This is a genomic window from Crateriforma conspicua, assembly GCF_007752935.1.
Taxonomy (GTDB): Bacteria; Planctomycetota; Planctomycetia; order Pirellulales; family Pirellulaceae; genus Crateriforma; species Crateriforma conspicua.
Genome location: NZ_CP036319.1, coordinates 872,930 through 891,676 on the forward strand (window position 1 = coordinate 872,930; position 18,747 = coordinate 891,676).

The window sequence follows — 18,747 nt, forward strand, 5'->3', positions numbered from 1 at the left end:
CAAGTGAAGCCGGCGGTAACAGTCCGGCAGGAAAGTGGAGGTATCGTGGTGTGGCGGCCGACGTTCGGGAATCTTGCCGTCGACGCCTATTTGCAAACGACTTGGTCCAGGTTCATCACGGTGCTACAGACAACCGTCCATGCGGCATGCTGGGCGGACGAATCGCCGGACAATTTTGCGGCGGTTGTCGGATTTTCGGCGTAGTAGTTTCGCAGATCATTCAGCAAGACCACCAGTTCATCGACCTGCGATTCGGACGGTTGTCGCAAGGAGACATGTCGCATCAGCCAAGCGGCACGTTCGGCATCGTCGGACAATTCGGGGTGTTCGATCACGCGTGTGGCCAGCGTCTTGGCAGATTCCAGGTACTGAGGCTCGTTCATCATCAGCAACGCTTGCAAGGGCGTGTTGGTCCGTTCCCGGCGAACGGTGCACGATTCGCGACTGGGGGCATCAAACGTCGACATTTGCGGCGGCGGACTGGTCCGCTTCCAAAACGTATAGATGCTTCGCCGGTACACGTCCGGTCCGCTGTCGGCTTTGAAGTTTGCGGTGTTGCTGCGGGTGTAGCCCACCGCGTACCACAGTCCGGACGGTTGCGGTGGCTTCACGCTGGGGCCGCCCATGGTCGTGTTCAACATTCCGGCCAGGTGCAACGCTTGGTCGCGTAAGACTTCCGCATCCAAACGGAACCGCGGACCGCGTGCGAAGAACCGGTTGTTCGGATCGACGTCCAAGTGTTCCGGCTGTGCTTTGGCGGATCGACGATAAGTTTCTGTCATGACCAATCGCTTCATCAGTCGCTTGACTTGCCAACCAGATTGGACGAAATCGGCGGCCAAGTGGTCCAGCAATTTCGGGTGGCTGGGCGGTTCACCCTGGCTGCCAAAGTCTTCGCTGGTTTTGACCAGTCCGGTCCCGAACAGTTGTTGCCAAAAACGGTTCACCGCGACGCGAGCGGTCAGCGGATGATCGGGGCGGGTCAACCAGCGAGCCAACCCCAGGCGATCGTTGTTTGCGCCGTCGGGGATGATGGGCAACCAATCGGGCACTGCGCGATCGACTTTTTCACCGGGCGAATCGTACTGTCCGCGATTCAATACGTGCGCCTGACGCGGTTGCTTCGTTTCTTTCCAAACCAGTGTCGTCGGGATCGCTTCGTTTAAATCCGTCTGGGCTTTTTGGATCGCCCGTTCTTGCATCGTGATGGCGATCCAGTCGGGATGCTGACAGAAACCGCTGCGGAAGTATCGCTGCATCGCTTTGGTCAATTCCGCCGACCGCTGTGCCGGGTCGGTCGCTGCGATTTGGTGGACATGATCCGGGACCGAGACGCTGGGGCCGGCGAAGGCGTAGTTCCAACGCAGCGGGCGATCATGCTGTACCAAACGGAACAGCAAGTGGTTTTCACCTTTGCGGAGGTTCAGTTCCCACTGGTCACCCAGCGGGTCCAGTTTGCGATCTTGACGACGTGACGCGACTTCTTTGTTGTTCAGGTAGACAAGGAAGCCGCCGTCAACGCCCAACATCAACCGGACCTTTTGGGCCTTGGGTGATTGAATCGACTGGTGGATGAACAGAACACCGGGTGAAGCAGTCGATTCGGCCGGCGGGTTGATGGCGATCGCCGGCAGGTCGCCGCGGTGCTGCCAACGATACGTGCGTCCGCCGTAGTTGACGTCACGGTCGGCATCAAACGCTTTGCGGTCGATCGGGAAATTATCTTGATATCCCTGATCGGCACGCTGCAGCTGAAACGGCCCGACGGTATGCGTCGGGCCGACGACGACACGATCGTCTTCAGGGATGGTCGCGCCACGATCTGACAGCGCTAATCGAATCGTTTGAAATTGGTGTTTTTCGTATTGCGACAGAAAGCTCAGGCGAACCTTCAGTTGCACCGGAGTCTTGTCCTGGCCGGTGCGAATGGGCGAAAATGTAAACCAAGCATTGCGATCGCCGACGCTTTGATGACCACCGACCGCCCAGCCGGCATTGCCGGTGTTGATATCGCCGTCGATGGCATAGCTGACCGCAAACTTACCGTCGGCCTGTTCGACATCCGCGGTCGCCGATTGGATTTTCAGTGGTTCCCAATTCCCGTCGCCACGGCGAATCTGCAAATCGATTTCGCTAAGAACGACGTTTCCGTTGGGCGACGCACCCACGCGATTCGTCGTTGCGTCGGCGATCGAGTGCAGATGCAGCGTTTGCCAGTCCGCGTCGGCGGGAACCGTCGCAGTGATCGTGACCACGTCGGTATCGGCGGCGGCTTCGTCCAGCGAAATGGTGCCATCGTCGTCGACCGTCATCGCGACGCCGGACTTCGAATGAACGTTATTGATCGTTGGGGCTGCAATCACGGGATCGGATTGCAGCGACCGTTCCCAACGTCGTTGGTCCGCATCGACCGACGCGATGGGGCCGTCCATTTCTTGTCGAACTTGGCGCAGGTCACGAGCCAATTGTTGCTGTTCGGCTTTCTGTTCTTCGCTGGGGACCTGGATGGTCGGTGCCGGATCCTTGACGTTCTTGTCCATCGCCGACCCGTCCAGACTGTTGAAATACGCCGACAGGCTGTAGAAGTCTTTACTGGTAATCGGATCGAACTTGTGGTCGTGACAGACCGCACAACCGGTGGTCAGCCCCAAGAAGACCGTTCCGAACGCGTCGGTCCGATCAATCACGTTGCGTGCGAAAACTTCGTCATAAATCGAACCGCCTTCGTTCGTGGTCACGTTCAAGCGGTTGAATCCGCTGGCGATCAATTGATCCATGCTGGGATCGGGCAACAGATCGCCGGCCAATTGTTCGGTGATGAAGGTGTCGAAGCGTTTGTCGTCGTTGAACGCTTGAATGACCCAGTCGCGATAAGGCCACATTTCGCGATAGTTGTCCAAGTGCAGGCCGTGAGTGTCGGCAAATCGAACGACGTCCAACCAGTACCGGGCCATGTGTTCGCCATACGCGGGCGAATCGATCAGGCGATCGACCAGTCGTTGATAGCCTTCGAGGGATGGATCCGCTAAATACTCCGCGGCGATCGTTTCGTCGGGCGGCAGACCGGTCAAATCCAAGCTGACGCGACGCAACAGGCTTTCTGGGTCGGCTTGGTCATTGGATGACAAACCGATGCGCCGGAGCGATGCTTCGACAAAGGCGTCGATGATCGAAAGGTCTTTGGCGTCGGCAATCTTTTGGACGTTCGCGGGGACTGTGTCGTCGATCGGTCGAAAGGACCAGTGCTGTTCAAATGTAGCGCCCTGGGCGATCCAACGCTCGATCGTGTCTTTCTGTTTAGCCGACAATGGTTTGTGGTAATCCGGCGGTGGCATCACCAGATCGGGATCACTTTCGCGAATCCTTTCCAACATCAGGCTGTCGGCCGGTTCGTCGGTGTCGACCACATCGAAGATGCCATCGGCGGTGTCCAAGCGAATGCCGGCTTGGCGATCATGTTCGTCCGGGCCGTGGCAGGCGAAACAGTGATCGGACAGGATCGGTTTGATATCGCGGGCGAAATCGACATCATCGGCATCGCTGGTCTTTCCGTCCGGGCCGTCGGCGAACCCAGGCCCTGGGACCGCCAGCGAAGCGATGACTGAGGCCATCAGTATTCCTGTCCAAGCCGCCAGCCTTCTGCGACTTCGTGCGAACGGTGGACGTTCGGCTGCAGGGTTTGCGGCAGTGGCGGCGAGGCGCGCGCGTGGATTCAGCATGGTGTCGACGAACCGTCGGAAAGGGGCGGGCAGAAAGGCGGGGCGGTGCGATGCAACCGCGTTCGCGTCATTGTACCGCACCCGCGGCCCGAATCGAACTGCTTTGCTAACAACTAACGCTTACCAAGTCGCGACGCGGCGGTTCGTGGATGGTATTTTGAGGATTCAGAGACTGTTGATTCGTGTTATTTCGCGATACAGCAGGCTCGCCTCTCCCTTCACCCCCATCGGCAGCCCCAAGATGCGGACCGAACTGGAAAAAACACTCGACGACCTGCACCACCAATTGGAGTCCGCCGCGACGTTGGATCAGGACCAGCGGGCAAGATTGCGGCAGGCGGTGACCGAAATCCGCCAAAGCCTGGATCGGGAGGACGTCAGTTCCCAGACCCTGGCGTCAAGGTTGCGAGAGGCGACCGAGCAGTTTCAGGTCGAGCACCCGTCGCTGACCAACAGTGTCGGTCGCGTCGCCGACATCCTGTCGCAAATGGGCATCTAGCCTCTCAGGTGACCATCGCGGTCCGGCGGTGCACATCGCCCGGCGGACCGATCGCATTCCGATCGCTTCTTTCGTCCGATCTTGCCTGCGATTCCCGAAGGCGATGGTGCGACGGGTGAAGGTGGGACGGGTGAAGGTGGGACAGTTTGTCCGCTTTTTCAAGCGTCCTGTGTCATAATGTCCCGATCGTCGAATGCGACGTTTCTAAACGCGATTTTCGGGCACAAATTCGTAGAATGCATTTGTGCCATTGTCGCGCACCGGAGCGCATCAAAGCGGACCGAAATTGCATCGTCGTACGAAAGGCGGTTGTGTCGTCGGTCGCCCTATGATCGATCTCCACGCGGGTTCGTATCCCGTCGCTCGCGGTGTGACAGCAGGGCACCGGCCGCGGGACCGGTCCCAGGATCGCCCGTGAATGCCTGGACCATCCCCATGTGTGATCGGAACCATGGACAACCGACTAATGAAGCTGCTGCTGGTCGACCACGACGATGACTTTCGCCAAGGCTGTGCACGTTGGATGCAGCACAAGGGACATCGCGTAACTCAGGCCACGTGTGGTGTCGAAGCGCTGCAGTTGTGCGAACGCCACGGATACGACGTGGTCGTGATCGACATCGATATGCCGGGTGTGACCGGGTTGGAGTTCCTGCAACGGGTCCGGCAAGACGATCTGGATTTGGAAGTCGTCATCTTGACGGGCCAGGGATCGATTTCGTCTGCCGTGGCGGCGATGCAAATGGGGGCCTGTGATTATCTGACCAAGCCCTGTGCGTTAGGTGAATTGGAACACCACTGCCATGTTGCCCACGACCGAGCTGTTTTGCGACGCGAAAACCAGAACTTGAAAGCCGTGATGTCACGACAACGACCGGCGGCGCGTTTGGTCGGCCATTCGGCCCCGATCGCCTCAGTGAAACGGATGATTGAAAAGGTCGCTCCAACCGATAAACCGGTGCTGATCGAAGGTGAAAGTGGCACCGGCAAGGAAGTCGTCGCCCGCTTGATTCAAAAGCACAGTCACGTCGCCGAACGGCCGTTCGTCACCATCAACTGCGCCGCCCTTCCCGAACAGTTGGTCGAAAGCGAATTGTTCGGTCACTTGAAGGGATCGTTTACCGGTGCGACAGCCGATAAGCCTGGCCTGTTTGAAATCGCCGACGGCGGGACGCTGTTCATCGATGAAATCGGCGAATTGCCGCCATCGTTGCAACCCAAGCTGTTGCGTGTCTTGGAAGACGGTTCGATGCGGCGGATCGGTTGCCATAAAGAACGCGTCGTCAATGTCCGCGTGATTGCCGCCACCAATCGTGATTTGGAAGACGAAGTCGAACAGGGACGATTCCGGCGTGATCTTTATTATCGAATCAACGTGTTGTCGCTGCGATTGCCACCGCTGCGTGATCGCGTCGGCGATATCGATGTGTTGATCGATCATCTGTTGCCCGATGACTGGCACGTCGACGTCTTGGCCCGACAAGCCATGAACGCCTATCACTGGCCGGGTAACATTCGGCAACTGATCAACGTGTTGGAACGGGCGATGATCCTGGCCAACGGGCAAGAAATCACGCTGGATGATCTGACCCACGATGTCGCCGACTGTACCGGTGACGCCGAATGCCAAGTCGTTACGGCCACCCCACGTTCAATCCTGGACCAAGCCGGCATGCAAGAAGGTCGAACGCCGCTGACGATCGATGAACTGACCAAGACGCATGTGTTGGACGTGCTGTCGGCGTGCAACGGCAACAAGGCGAAAACGGCACGCATGCTGGGCATCCACCGACGAAAACTGTATCGCTTGTTGCACCGTTATGAAGGCGATGCCGTTCCGGCAACCGATGACGTTGTTCAGTGAATCCGCCGCTGGATCCGTCTGAAGTCATCAAGACGGCTCGTGCGGGATGGGTGTTGGTCACCGCCCAGATGGTCTTGGCTGCGGCGTTGGTTCTGTCATCACGGTGGTCACCACCGGACGCGTGGATGTTGATTTTGATGGTGCCAGGAATCGTCGTCGCCATCACTGCTTGGCTGGCGATTGGACTTCGGCGTCTTCGGATTCACCCCACGCCCGGGCAACAGACGGTTTTAACGATGGCTGGGCCTTATCGTTGGGTACGGCATCCGATGTATGCCGGTTTGCTGTTGTTCACGCTGGCACAACTGCCATTTGATTGGCAGCCCTGGCGATTCGTGTCGTGGGTGTGTTTGCTGGGCGTCCTCTGGAGCAAGTCGTCGATCGAAGAAAATGCTCTGATGCAACGATTTGAAACCTATCGCGACTATCGGTCACGCACCGGGCGTTTCTTGCCAAGGATAATTCCAGCGACGGGTTCGGCATTCAGACGCTGATCACGGCGGATGCGATGTCGAAAAATCAGCCGGTAAGGCATTCTGCACAGCCCGATCGTCGGTCATCGGGAACTTGAACCACGTGGTACAGTTCCGATTCGTCCAATGGGTCGTGATGACGCTGTTGATGATCCAACACCGACAGGTCCGCATCGGATGCGCCCGACGATGAATGCGCTGATCGGCGTTGCAAACGTTGCCGTAAACTTTCATCGTCCACTTGGCAGTCCAGGATGCCGAAGTGCGCACCGGTGCGTTCAGCCAATTCCAGGAATCGCATTCGGCACGCTCGTCGCAGGAACGTGGCATCGACGACCACCGAATCTCCATGATTCAAGATGGTTTCCGCCAATTGGAATAGTGCATTGTAGGTGATGCGATCACCCTGAGCGCTATACATGCGACGGGCGACTTCGTCGGACGGTCGGTCTTCGGCTTGCAATCCAAAGTGCCGTTTTCGTTCCACGTCGCTGCGAATTCGAATCGCGCCACACCGCTTGACGACGTTACGGCTGAGCGTCGACTTGCCGCTGCCGCTGAAACCGTGGGTGATCCAAAGCCGACGGTCGGTGGGACGAGAAAACTGTTCGGCCAAGTCGATGTGATTCACACAGTCGTTCAGCGCCTCGTGTCTCTCGCTGTCGGTGACCCGTTGTTGGCGACTGCGGATCCAGGCGACTTTTGCTCGTACCAACGCCCGGTCAATCAAGTACCAGCGCAACAGGTGCAGCGATTCATGATCGCCGGTGCGGTCCAGATAATCGTTAGCAAACGCGCGACAGAAGTCCATTCGCCCGCGTGCGGCGAAATCCATGGCCACAAATGCGGCGTCACACAACACATCGATGCAGCGAAACGCTTTGCAGAATTCGATGCCGTCAAACGGCGTCAGTTGTCCACGCCAGTGAATCAAGTTGGCCAAGTGTAAATCGCCGTGACATTCACGCACGAAGCCCTGACGGAATCGTTCCGCAAAGACATCCCCGTGCAAATCAACGAAGCGGTGCATCCACGATACCAGAGCGTCCAGATTCTGTTGTGCCCTGTCGTGCGGGACTTCCGCCAGTGCATCCAAGTTTCGTTCAAAAGTCGACAAGACCTGATTCGGCGGGCTGCCGGCAAATTCGGCGGTTACCCGTTGGGCGGACCGGTGAAACTGGGCGATCACCTTGGCCAGTGCTTGTACCGTCGCATCGTGAACCAAACCGCGGGCAAGTTGCGCATTCAGAAGTGAATTGTCGGGAAAACGGACCATGCGAACGGCATAATCAACGACTTCACCGACGGTGGGATCGCCTCGGTTCGCGGTGGACGCCCGGTGCGGAGTTTCCACCCGTAGGGACGTTCCGTGGCGTCGGATGGGTACGACATCCAGATACAGTTGCGGGGCGAAGCGACGGTTCAGCCGTAGTTCTTCCTCGCAGAAAAACTTTCGCTTGGCCAGCGTTGTGTAGTCCAAGAAATCGGTGCGTATCGGTTTCTTGACTTTGTAGGCATGGCTGCCGACCAGGAAGACCCAAGAAATATGGGTCTCGTGAACCTCCACCGGCCCGTCGGCGTGGTCTGGAAAAGCCGACGGGTCGCGAAGTGCACGCTGCAAGGGCTGGTGACCGCGCAGGGGCAGAGACGAGTTGCTATTAGCGATATCGGGCATGATGAGGACCGATGATTCGGGCGGATGCCGGATGAATCATTCGCTATTGCTGGACGATGACTTCAAGCCTTCGATCATCCGGTTGCGAGTGATCCAAACGCTGCACGGGGCGTGCCGCAAGACATAGCGTGACACGCTGCCCATCAGCAAACGCCCCAACAGACCGCGCGGGGTTTCCCCGGCGACTACCAGGTCGGATCGCTCGTCTTCGGCAAAACGCACCAAAGCTTCGCCGATGTGTTGGCCTTCGATCACGTGACAGGACGCTTTGGCGACATGGGGTGCCAGTTCCGACGCCAGTTCGGTCAGGTGCTCGGTCGCTCTGCCGGAAAGTTCTGGATCGGGTTCCAATTCGCCATACATTCCCGGCCAGTAAGGCACCACACTGACCAACGAGACGTCGGCTGCTTTGCCCCAGTGGGTGTCACGCAGTTCTTCGATCGCGGCGCAGGCCGGCCCGCTGTCTTCGTAACCCACCGTGATGCGGACTTGGCGTGGTTGCTTTGCCAGCCCCGTGGGACGGACAACCAGGACGCTGCAGGGCGCATGAGTGGCCACGTAATCGCTGGTGCTGCCCAGCATGATTCGGCTGACCGTGCTGTGGCCTCGCGCGCCGATGACCACCAAGTCGGCATTGGTTTGCTCGGCGATGCGGACGATTTCCGGACCCGCCGAACCTCGCGGTGCGACATGGTCGATCGATACGTTGGCGCCCTCGAACATGTCTCGAATACGAGCCGCCGATTGTTCGGCCGCGTCGCGTTCACGCTTCAACAGGTCCTCCAGCCAGCTTTCGACCGGTTGGGCGCGATAGCTGTAGCTTGGCGGATGAATCACGGTGGCAATCGTGATTTCCAAACGGTCACGGTGGGGCAGATGCGACAGCAGCCAGGCCGCTTCTTCGGCGTTGGCCGATCCGTCGGTGGCGATCACGATGCGCTTCATGACTGGGGCCTTTCCAATGGTGTGGAACACGTTCGACCGTGGGACGCGCTGCCGCTAAGCCGTCGGTCGTGGCACAGCGACACCGCAGCGAAACAATGGGCAATCGGGATGCCGATCCCTCGAAAACCCAAACAGGCGATCTTTTGTGTCCTTTCAGCTCGTCTGCATGGCTCATTATCGCACACCCAAGGTCGCCGCGCGCGTTTGGGATCAGCCCGGCGGGTGCGTCCGACCGCCGCAGCGGAAGACCGTTGGCGGATCGCGGGAGCAAAAAGGACATTCATAATGTCGTAAGCTGACGATACTTTGGAGGTATCCACACAAGACACCGAGAGCACGCTGATGACCACACGTACAGCCAAGCCGAAGACGGGACAAGCAAAAGCCGGCGCGGCAAAAAACGCCAAACCGAAGAACAGCGGCAAGCCCAAGGGCAGCGTCGAAATGCTGACCGAGGCGGCGGAATGCCTGAAGACTTTGGCCCATCCGGTGCGTCTGCGCATCGTCCAGTTGTTGCTGCACGGCAGATTCACCGTCGGCGAATTGGCCGCCGATTGCCAGATTCCCGACAATGTCGCAAGCGAACATTTGCGGCTGCTGCAGCGATGCGGCTTTTTGACCAGCCAACGCGAAGGCCGCCGAGTCTATTACCAAGTGGCCGAACCCCATCTGGAACAATTGATGGCGTGCATCGAAGGACGATTCATTCGCTAAATGTGTCGCGGTCGGACCCACCGGCGTGTGGGCGATCTTCGGGCAACGACCATTCGTCACCTTACGAGCTGACGTGAGATGCCCACAGCATGACGGCCGGAACGTGGGTGATGTTCGGGCCGCCGCCGCGACGACGCTTTCCATCACCAATGGTTTGAATACAGGAGAAATCGGATCCATGAAGATCGTCATCATCGGCGGTGTCGCCGGCGGCGCCTCGGCCGCCGCACGGGCACGACGCCTTAGCGAAGACAGCGAAATCGTCATCATCGAACGTGGCGAAGCACCGTCGTTTGCCAATTGCGGACTGCCATACTACGTGGGCGGCGAAATTCAATCGCGTGACAAGTTGTTGGTCGCCCCGATCGAACGTTTGCACGGACGCTACCGATTGGATGTTCGGGTTCGCAGCGAAGTCACGAAAATCGATCGTGCGAACAAGACGGTGGATGTGAAAGATCTGCGTGACGGAACGACGTATCAAGAAAGTTATGACAAGCTGATCGTTTCGACCGGCGCGGCTCCCTTCCGCCCTGACTTGGACGGCATTGATCACCCACGCGTGATGGAATTACGTGACCTCAAGGATGCCGACGCGATGCATGCCGCCGCGATCGGACAATCCGGAAAAGCGGTCGTTGTGGGGGCGGGGTTCATCGGCATCGAAGTCGCCGAAAACTTGGTCCGCCGCGGTTGGGACGTCACCGTCGTCGAACTCGGCGACCAGATATTGCCGCCCTGGGACAAGGAAATGGTCAATGGCCTGCACGATCATTTGCGCGGTCACGGTGTCACGTTGCAGTTGAACGATTCGGCCGATCGGTTCCAGGACCGCGACGGCGGCGTGACGGTCCACTTGAAATCCGGCGGATCCATTGACGCCAGTTTCGTCGTTTTGGCGATCGGCGTGCGTCCGGAAAGTCGGTTGGCGGCCGATGCCGGTATCGAATGTGGCCCCCGTGGCGGCATCGTTACCAACGCGCAAATGCAAACCAATGATCCCGATGTCTATGCCGTCGGGGATGTCGCCCAAGTGACCGACGTGGTGACCGGTTTGCCGACCCAAATTCCGTTGGCCGGCCCCGCCAATCGGCAAGGCCGAATCGCCGCCGATCACATCTTCGGTCGGGCGTCGACGTTTCGTGGAACGCAGGGAACCGCCGTCGTGGGTGTGTTCGACCGAACCGCCGCCATGACGGGGCAAAGCGAAAAGCTTCTGAAACGTGCGGGCACTCCGTATCAAAAGATCTATGTTCATCCGACTGACCATGCCGGGTACTATCCGGGCGCCCAGGGGATGACGTTGAAGTTGTTGTTCGATCCCGATTCGGGGCTGGTTTTGGGGGCTCAGGCCGTCGGCGGTGCGGGCGTCGATAAACGGATCGATGTGATCGCGACCGCCATCCAAGCCGGTTGGACGGTGGAGGATCTGGAGGAAGTTGAACTCTGTTACGCCCCCCAGTACGGGCACGCAAAGGATCCGGTCAATATGGCCGGCTTTGTCGCATCCGGCGTTGTGCGAGGGGATCACCCCGTCGTGCACGTCGAATCGATCGCCGACGCGATGCCGGTCGAAGAATTCCGGATCGATGTCCGCACACCCGGCGAATTTGCCAAGGGGCATCTGCCCGACGCGGTCAATGTTCCGCTGGAAGAACTGCGGGACCGGCTGGATGAAATCCCGCGAGATCGACGTGTCGTCACGTATTGCCAAGTCGGGCTGCGTGGCTACATGGCCAGTCGCATTTTGATGCAGCGTGGTTTCGACGTGAAGAATCTGAGCGGTGGATACAAGACATGGGTCCAGCACCACGGTGAACAAGTGCCGGTCGCCTAAGCCGTCCAAGTCATATCGCCAGTTGTATAACGACAAAACGATGCATCGGAGTTGATCCGGTGCATCGTTTTGCGCGTTTCAGGTGACTGTTTCTTGACGAATTTTTGGAAACTATCGCATCAACGTCGCCGCTGGCATGGTGGCGATGCCGACACCGGCGGCCGGCGGAGCCGCCAGGCCGTATCCGCTGGTGCGTGGTGCCAAGGTGGTGGCCGGTTGGCCGGCTTGGCTGATCGATCGGTTGTCAGCAGTCGATCCGACCGGCGTGGTACCGGCGACCGTGGTTGATGACAAACGCGGTGCGTTGGTGGATCGGGCCAAGTTGGCGGATGCCGATCCGAACGGAACGATCCGCTCGCCCGAACCCAGCGGTCGCAATCGTGCGGCCAAGTCCGAACTGGTTGTCGACGCGGCTGGACGGGTGACTTGACCCACCGGTTCATAATCGACGCGTTCTTCGCGAACGATTCGGTGAACGGTTTCGGGAACCTGGACGGTCTTGGTTTCCGCAACGTACTCGGTCCGGGTCGTTGTTTGATTGACAACGTCGGTTTGCGTCTGCCAGTGAACCTGAGGCTTGAATCGATAGGCCAGCGACGGCTTGGCGAAAGGATTCCAACGGTTGGCGTAGTAGGGTTCCAGGACGGTTCGCGTCACCGGATACAGAGTGGTCCGAGTGGTCGGTCGCGTCTCGGTGACCGTCCGAGGCGCATAGGTGGTTTGCTGGCGTGAAACCATGCGAGTTTCTTGGACCGGTCGTTCGATCGTCTTCTTGACCGGGGCATAGCCGATTCCGGTGGTCGGGTCGGTGTACAGCCCCGATGACGCTTGCTGGGCGGTGGCGTTGCTTGCGACCCCACACAGGATGCCTGCGGTCAACAAGGTTCGTGGCAGCAGAGCCGGGCAATGACGACCGCTGGCGACCGTCGAAACGCGGGATAGAATCCGATGCTTCATGGCTGGTCCTCGCCGTGTTCGATGTGTTTGAAAAGACAGCGGTGTTTCACGATTGTGACCTGACCGTAACCGGATCAAACCGGCACCGCTCGGATTGAAGCATCGGCCGAGATCAGACTCTCAACGCAGTAAAAAAAATGATTGATGCGGATTTCGTCGCAATGTTGCGGTGCCCCGTCGACGGCAGCCAGCTCGAATTGGTGCCCCCCGATTTGTTGGGGCAGATCAATCAATGGATCGAAGAAAAACGGCTTTTTAACACCGCCGATCAAGCCGTCAGCGAACCAATCGAGGCTGGGTTGCGACCGACCGGAAGACCGGTGATCTATCCGGTCCGCGACGGCATTCCCGCCCTGGTGCCCGATGAGGCGATTCGATTGCCCGACGAAGGTGGGGCCGACTTGGGAAACTGACACAGGGGATCACTAGCACTGGCACGAAGCCCGCCGCGACTCAATCGGTCGGATGGCGGTCGCCGCGAAAGCCGTCTATGACCAGTCCGGACCTTCGTCGCTGCCCGGATCGCCGCACCAAGCGGCCAATGCGGCGATAACTTGATCGCGACCGGATGCATTGGTCCACAACGAATCGTCGACGTCCAGACGGATTTCGTATTCGCCTTCACGGGTACAGTCGTCTTCGCCGCAAAAGTGTGGCACGTCGCTGACCCAAACGATCCGGTACAGGGGGACGTGCTTGTCATCGATAACGATGAGCGGCGATTGCGACATGTCGTGACCTCATTCATCGGATGAATCAGTATCGCGGAAAAGGGTCCCGCGTGTCGGCGGATGAACTCCCGGGGCTTCCTCTTTTTCCGCGTTCCAGTGCTCGTCCGCTACGTTCTGCAGTTTACAAGAAGTCGTCGAGATCGTAGCCGGGACTTTCGCGAATTTCGCTCGATCTCCGGAGCATCCGGCGACGCATTTCGGCACGCATCCGACCTGGCGTCAGTACCGTGGCACCTCAGCATCGATTTGTTGACTCCACAAGTCGATCCCGCCGGACATGCTGCTTGAATTCAAAAAACCACTATGTCGCAATACAAACACCGCGTGCAGGCTTCGCACCCCGTGGTGGCAATAAACGATGATGGGACGATCGCGAAAAGGTTCCAGTTCACCGATTCGACTCGGAAACTCGCTTAGCGGAATCAGTTTGGCGCCCTGAATCCGTGCCAGTTCAAATTCGTCCTGCTCTCGGACGTCGATCAGCACCACGTCCGGGTTTTCCTTGATTGCGGTTTGTGATTGGATAACGGTGATTTCCAAGGGAACATCAGAATCAGGCAAAGCAAAATCTCTGTCGGGCGAACTGCGAGGCAGAACGAGCGTTTGGTCAAGTCGACAAAACGATCGCCTATTGAGACGGCGGTTGGTTGGGGGGCGAAATGGACGCCATGATCCGCGTGTGGAAGACGATTTGATCTGGGTACATGGAAAATACCATGTCCGGATAGAAGGTCGAAATCAATCGCTCCAGGGAGACCATGTCACGCCGTGTCGAACTGTACGAATTGATCATTGATTCGGACAAGCTGATGCGATGATCGGATTGATTCAATCCGGCCAGTTCCCTGGCTCGCTGTTCCGCCGCTTTCATCGCTTGTTGCACCATCGCCAAGCGTTTCTGGGTGGTCACGTTGGCGGCAAACAATGCGATCGGATGTGAAATTTGGCTGGATGATGGTGAATAGATCACCGATCGCGAAGACGACGATGATTCCACCAAGTCCTCCGGTGGAAGGACTTGTAAAAGGTTTTGAAGTTGTTGTTGCCCTTCGACCAAGTTTGATTCTTGGTCGAGTGCTCGGTCGTCGAGTTCGTCCAAGATCAGCATGATACAGCGGGCGATCGTTTTCGGTTCGCTGGTGACGCCGTTGCGAGCCCGAAGAGCAATGGAGCTGACGGACTGCGATTCCGGACCGGCCGAAAAGAACGCGGAGTGGATGTGAGCTTGGTCACAACCCATTTCTGCTGCGGCACGTTCAATGACCAACCGGCGTCGACGCAAACCTTCGATCGCGTCCTGAGAATCGGAGGCGCTGCTGGATAAGGGAATCACCAGTGCAATGTGCGTGGGGGCCAACGCGGTCTGGCTGGCATGCTGGATTGAAAAACGATGTGCCGTGTCGGAATGATCTGCCGCGTTTGCACCGGCCGGATTTACTTTCGCGGGTTTTGTATCGTCGGCGCTGACCAATCGATGTTGGCCGGTCAACAACAAACAAATGACCACCATTGTGGCGGCGACACGCCGGTGAACGTTTGCGAAAGACATGACCATGACCCCTTGTGAATAGACCAAAAAAATCAGCTGACATACCCCAGGGACATGATAGCCGATCCATCAATCTGATACGCAAAACGACCACCGGGAAGCGGTGGTCGCGTCATTCGGGGCACGATCGCGATTTGCGTGGTCAAACGCTGGAACGCTACATGCTCGGGGCCGGCGGACGTTCGCCAAACTTGGCTTCGTAGCGTGCGGCGAAGGACTCAAAGTTCTCCGGATGGCATTGGAAACACTGCGAATCTGGTCGGTTGTGTTCATCGCACCAGTCACCCTTGGCCTGGAATTCGGCCAGCAACGATGTGTCGCATAGCGGGCATTCGGATTCGGGAACGCCATGTTCACGACACCACCAACCACTGTGATCATCCGCCATCGCGACGACTTCATCACCGCCTTGGCCATCGGTTTGACGTGTGGACAACGAGTCGTCGGGTTCGCTTTGGCAGCCGGTCAACAGGCAGGCTCCGGTGCAAAGAAGTGCAGTCATGAATTGGTTTGCAAAACGCATCAATATTCTCGCTCAGAAGACAACAGGGAATGGCCGGCGTCCGCGGATGCAGAACTTGGGCCTGAAGGAAGGGACGTGGGATTCGTGCTGAAACCGTCAGCACCTGTTCGTGCCGATGAACTCAACGGAAGGTCATCGTTGGTGGTTCGATCGGTGGTCCCGCGAACGACCACATACAAGACTCGCAACACCAACAACGACATCACGGTCGCACTGATGACGCCACCGATGACTACGGTGGCCAACGGACGCTGGACTTCGGCACCTGTGCCTTCGCTGAATGCCATGGGCACAAAGCCCAGCGCGGCGACCAGAGTCGTCATCAGCACCGGACGCAAACGTGTCATTGCCGCTTGATGGACCGCTTGCTGAAGCGGCACGCCTTGGCGACGCAGTGCACCGATGGTCGACACCAACAGCATGTCGTCCAACACGGCGACGCCCGATAGTGCGACGAATCCGATCGCCGCACTGATCGAAAACGGCATGTCGCGAATCCACAGGGCGAAGATGCCGCCGGTCCAAGCGAACGGGATGCCGGTGAAAACGCGGACCGTGTCAATCAGATTGCCATACGTGATGTAAAGCAGGCCCAGGATCAACGCGAGCGCGATCGGTACGACGATCATCAGACGCTGTCGCCCGCGAATCATGTGTTCGAACTGGCCACCGAATTCGACGTAGTACCGGGACGACGGCATGACGATGTTTCGAGCGATTGCGGCTTGGGCTTCTCGGACAAAGCTGCCGACATCACGCCCACGCACATTGACCGAAACGGTGACGCGGCGTTGCCCCCATTCGCGTGCGATCTGTGACGGCCCGGTGGTTACCGTGACGTCGGCCAAGCGTTCCAGTGGGATTTGTTGGCCGTCGGGTGTGGTTACCGGAATCGATCGAATCGACGGAACATCGTGTCGCGCATCGTCGATCAAGGTCACGGTCAGCGGGAATCGCAATTGGCCTTCGAAAACGTCACCGACCGGCCGGTTTCCGATGGCCTGAACCAGGTCCAATACTTCCGATGCGGCGATCCCGTACCGGGCGATTTCGTCCTGGCGGATGCGTACTTGAAGCATCGGCTGGCCGGTCAACTGAGTCGCGCCGACGTCGGCGGCCCCATCAATTCGCAGCAACTGCGCTTCGATCTCTCCGGCCTTTTCCGCCAGCGTCTCCAGGTCATCACCGTAAAGCTTGACGGCAATGTCAGATCGTGAACCGGTGCCCATTTCATCCAGCCGCAACTTGATCGGCTGGGTATAGGCCAGACGCTGTCCCGGCAGATCACGCAGCACCTGTTCGATCAATGCGGTCAATTCACCTTGTGTGCCGGCTTTGACCCATTGGTCGCGAGGGCGGAGCGTGATGAAGACATCGGTCAGCTCCAATCCCATCGGATCGGTGGCGATCTCCGCTGATCCGATGCGGCTCCAGACGTGCGCGACCTCATCGGGAAACGATTCCAAGATGGCGCGTTCCATTTGGGTGTTGAACCGAATGGAATCTTCCAGTTCCGTTCCCGCCAATCGGACCACATTGATTGCAACGGCGCCTTCGGAAAGCTGGGGCATGAACTCAGTCCCCAGATTCGGGGCGATCATCCCAAACGCCACGACCAGCACGCCCGCCGCTAAGCCGATCACCGCCAGCTTCTGGTTCATCGTGAACCGCAACACTGGTTCGTAAAGCCGTTGCAGTACGCGGACAAGCCATGGTTCGCGCTGGATCGGGCGTTTGGGCAGCAATAGACTGGCCAACACTGGCATCAGAGTCATTGACATCAGCATCGATCCGGCCAGAGCAAAAATGACGGTCATCGCCATCGGCCGAAACATTTTGCCTTCGATGCCTTCCAGCGTCAGAATCGGCAGGTACACGATCATGATGATCAGTTCGCCGAACAACGTCGGGCCTCGGACTTCCATGGCCGCATCGCGGATGATTTCCAACCTTGATTTGCGCTGTCGTTCACCGGCGATTCCCAGGTGACGGACGCAGTTTTCAATCATCACCACCGAACTGTCGACGACCAGGCCGAAGTCGATGGCGCCCAGGCTTAACAGGCTGGCCGCGATGCCGAATCGCCACATGCCGGTGAACGCGAATAGCATCGACAAAGGAATCGCCATCGCGACGATCAGACCGGCACGCAGGCTGCCCAGAAAGACAAACAAGATGGCCACCACCAACAGACCACCTTCGAAGAGGTTACGGCGGACCGTTTCAATCACCGAATCGACCAATTCGGTGCGGTCATACATCGTGACCAATTGCATGCCGCTTGGCAGATTGTCACGGATTTCTTCGATCTTGATCTTCAGTTCGTGGGTGTAGTGATGGGTGTTTTCGCCCATCAGCATGAATCCCAAACCCATCACCGCTTCGCCACGTCCGTCGGCCGATACCGCGCCACGTCGAATTTCGTGACCGATGTCGACGTTTGCAACATCGCGGATGCGAATCGGCGTTCCCTCGGATGCTTTGACGACGATGTCGCCGATCTGTTCGACGTTGGTGGTTCGGCCGATTCCTTGGACCAGCAACATTTCGCCCAGTCGATCGATCTTGCCGCCACCGACGTTTCGATTGTTCTGTTGCAATGCGACGATGACATCGGTGAACGTCAGCTGACGGGCGATCAGCCGTGCCGGGTCAACACGCACTTGGAACTGTTTCTCAAAACCGCCCCAACTGTTGATCTCTGCTGTGCCGGCGACGGTTCGAAGCTGTGGTTTGACGATCCAGTCTTGGGCGGTTCGCAACTCGGTCAACAAACGTTGTCGCTGTTGCGGTGACAGTTCTGTGAAATCGACGTCTGGATACGTCAGGACGTAATGAAAGACCTCTCCCAAACCCGTTGCGACCGGCCCCATCGTGGGCGGTGACACGCCAAAAGGTAGCGTGACGGTGGCCAAGCGTTCGGCGACGACTTGGCGTGCAAAGTAGATATCGGTGTCGTCATCGAATGTGACGACGACTTGTGAAAACCCGAACTTGGAAACCGAACGAATATTCTGAAGCGACGGCATGCCGCTGAGCGCTTGCTCGATCCGGTAGGTGATCTGGCGTTCGATCTCCTCCGGTCCCAGGGCCGGCGCGGTCGTGTTGATCTGCACCATCACCGGCGTCGTGTCGGGGAACGCGTCAATGTCCAATTGGGACAGCGCGTAAGCCCCGGTGCCAAACAATGCGACCAGGCTTAGCAACACCGCCGCACGATGTCGCAGGGACAATTCAATCAGAAGCTTCAGCATCATGATG

15 protein-coding genes are annotated in these 18,747 nt (G+C 58.3%); 6 read left to right on the top strand and 9 right to left on the bottom strand.

Annotated elements, in window-relative coordinates; genetic code table 11:
- Positions 1–86: 86 nt before the first annotated feature.
- The gene (locus Mal65_RS03160; RefSeq protein WP_165701034.1) at positions 87–3,611 is read right to left on the bottom strand and encodes a PSD1 and planctomycete cytochrome C domain-containing protein; all 3,525 of its coding nucleotides are present in this window, start codon (positions 3,609–3,611) and stop codon (positions 87–89) included.
- Positions 3,612–3,894: 283 nt separating this feature from the next.
- Between Mal65_RS03160 and Mal65_RS03165 the strand changes: the two genes are divergently transcribed.
- The 3 genes from Mal65_RS03165 to Mal65_RS03175 all read left to right on the top strand — a co-directional run bounded on the left by Mal65_RS03165 (position 3,895) and on the right by Mal65_RS03175 (position 6,576).
- Entirely contained in the window at positions 3,895–4,218 is a 324-nt protein-coding gene (locus Mal65_RS03165; RefSeq protein ID WP_196784522.1) for a DUF4404 family protein, read from the top strand.
- A gap of 466 nt (positions 4,219–4,684) precedes the next feature.
- Positions 4,685–6,082, top strand: a complete 1,398-nt coding sequence (locus Mal65_RS03170) for a sigma-54-dependent transcriptional regulator (protein ID WP_196784523.1) — start codon at positions 4,685–4,687, stop codon at positions 6,080–6,082.
- Positions 6,079–6,576, top strand: a complete 498-nt coding sequence (locus Mal65_RS03175; RefSeq protein WP_145293584.1) for a methyltransferase family protein — start codon at positions 6,079–6,081, stop codon at positions 6,574–6,576. The genes Mal65_RS03170 and Mal65_RS03175 overlap by 4 nt, the downstream gene beginning before the upstream one ends.
- A 25-nt stretch (positions 6,577–6,601) precedes the next feature.
- Here the strand turns inward: Mal65_RS03175 and Mal65_RS03180 are convergent, their stop codons facing one another.
- Together Mal65_RS03180 and Mal65_RS03185 are read right to left on the bottom strand one after the other, a co-directional pair.
- A complete protein-coding gene (locus Mal65_RS03180) occupies positions 6,602–8,230 on the bottom strand; it encodes a bifunctional aminoglycoside phosphotransferase/ATP-binding protein (RefSeq protein WP_145293586.1) in 1,629 nt (542 codons plus the stop codon).
- Between the two features lie 36 nt (positions 8,231–8,266).
- On the bottom strand, positions 8,267–9,175 hold the full coding sequence (locus tag Mal65_RS03185) for a universal stress protein (RefSeq protein WP_145293588.1): 909 nt from the start codon (positions 9,173–9,175) through the stop codon (positions 8,267–8,269).
- Positions 9,176–9,517: 342 nt separating this feature from the next.
- Here Mal65_RS03185 and Mal65_RS03190 point away from each other — a divergent pair, with 342 nt between their 5' ends.
- Together Mal65_RS03190 and Mal65_RS03195 are read left to right on the top strand one after the other, a co-directional pair.
- Positions 9,518–9,889, top strand: a complete 372-nt coding sequence (locus tag Mal65_RS03190) for an ArsR/SmtB family transcription factor (protein ID WP_145293590.1) — start codon at positions 9,518–9,520, stop codon at positions 9,887–9,889.
- Positions 9,890–10,067: 178 nt separating this feature from the next.
- Positions 10,068–11,726, top strand: a complete 1,659-nt coding sequence (locus Mal65_RS03195) for an FAD-dependent oxidoreductase (protein WP_145293592.1) — start codon at positions 10,068–10,070, stop codon at positions 11,724–11,726.
- Positions 11,727–11,837: 111 nt separating this feature from the next.
- Here Mal65_RS03195 and Mal65_RS03200 read toward each other — a convergent pair whose 3' ends face one another.
- Positions 11,838–12,683: a hypothetical protein gene (locus Mal65_RS03200; RefSeq protein ID WP_145293594.1), complete on the bottom strand. Its 846-nt coding sequence runs from the start codon at positions 12,681–12,683 to the stop codon at positions 11,838–11,840.
- A gap of 137 nt (positions 12,684–12,820) precedes the next feature.
- On the opposite strand from Mal65_RS03200, the gene Mal65_RS03205 reads away from it, so the two are divergent.
- Positions 12,821–13,096 (top strand): Trm112 family protein, encoded by a 276-nt coding sequence (locus Mal65_RS03205; protein WP_165701035.1) that lies wholly within the window; start codon positions 12,821–12,823, stop codon positions 13,094–13,096.
- Between the two features lie 75 nt (positions 13,097–13,171).
- Here the strand turns inward: Mal65_RS03205 and Mal65_RS03210 are convergent, their stop codons facing one another.
- The 5 genes from Mal65_RS03210 to Mal65_RS03230 form a co-directional block, all read right to left on the bottom strand.
- Complete coding sequence (locus tag Mal65_RS03210; protein ID WP_145293598.1) at positions 13,172–13,414, bottom strand: hypothetical protein; 243 nt, start codon at positions 13,412–13,414, stop codon at positions 13,172–13,174.
- 219 nt (positions 13,415–13,633) lie between these two features.
- On the bottom strand, positions 13,634–13,975 hold the full coding sequence (locus Mal65_RS03215) for a rhodanese-like domain-containing protein (protein ID WP_196784524.1): 342 nt from the start codon (positions 13,973–13,975) through the stop codon (positions 13,634–13,636).
- Between the two features lie 67 nt (positions 13,976–14,042).
- A complete protein-coding gene (locus Mal65_RS03220; RefSeq protein WP_145293600.1) occupies positions 14,043–14,963 on the bottom strand; it encodes a hypothetical protein in 921 nt (306 codons plus the stop codon).
- A gap of 157 nt (positions 14,964–15,120) precedes the next feature.
- Positions 15,121–15,486: an RND transporter gene (locus Mal65_RS26785; protein WP_174820119.1), complete on the bottom strand. Its 366-nt coding sequence runs from the start codon at positions 15,484–15,486 to the stop codon at positions 15,121–15,123.
- Entirely contained in the window at positions 15,486–18,740 is a 3,255-nt protein-coding gene (locus tag Mal65_RS03230) for an efflux RND transporter permease subunit (protein WP_145304600.1), read from the bottom strand. The genes Mal65_RS26785 and Mal65_RS03230 overlap by 1 nt, the downstream gene beginning before the upstream one ends.
- Between the last annotated feature and the right edge of the window lie 7 nt (positions 18,741–18,747).

Coding starts and splice junctions, on each gene's coding strand:
- Mal65_RS03160 (WP_165701034.1), bottom strand. CDS start 3,611: ATGGCCTCAGTCATCGCTTCGCTGGCGGTCCCAGGGCCTGGGTTCGCC.
- Mal65_RS03170 (WP_196784523.1), top strand. CDS start 4,685: ATGAAGCTGCTGCTGGTCGACCACGACGATGACTTTCGCCAAGGCTGT.
- Mal65_RS03180 (WP_145293586.1), bottom strand. CDS start 8,230: ATGCCCGATATCGCTAATAGCAACTCGTCTCTGCCCCTGCGCGGTCAC.
- Mal65_RS03185 (WP_145293588.1), bottom strand. CDS start 9,175: ATGAAGCGCATCGTGATCGCCACCGACGGATCGGCCAACGCCGAAGAA.
- Mal65_RS03190 (WP_145293590.1), top strand. CDS start 9,518: ATGACCACACGTACAGCCAAGCCGAAGACGGGACAAGCAAAAGCCGGC.
- Mal65_RS03195 (WP_145293592.1), top strand. CDS start 10,068: ATGAAGATCGTCATCATCGGCGGTGTCGCCGGCGGCGCCTCGGCCGCC.
- Mal65_RS03200 (WP_145293594.1), bottom strand. CDS start 12,683: ATGAAGCATCGGATTCTATCCCGCGTTTCGACGGTCGCCAGCGGTCGT.
- Mal65_RS03205 (WP_165701035.1), top strand. CDS start 12,821: ATGATTGATGCGGATTTCGTCGCAATGTTGCGGTGCCCCGTCGACGGC.
- Mal65_RS03210 (WP_145293598.1), bottom strand. CDS start 13,414: ATGTCGCAATCGCCGCTCATCGTTATCGATGACAAGCACGTCCCCCTG.
- Mal65_RS03220 (WP_145293600.1), bottom strand. CDS start 14,963: ATGTCTTTCGCAAACGTTCACCGGCGTGTCGCCGCCACAATGGTGGTC.
- Mal65_RS26785 (WP_174820119.1), bottom strand. CDS start 15,486: ATGCGTTTTGCAAACCAATTCATGACTGCACTTCTTTGCACCGGAGCC.
- Mal65_RS03230 (WP_145304600.1), bottom strand. CDS start 18,740: ATGCTGAAGCTTCTGATTGAATTGTCCCTGCGACATCGTGCGGCGGTG.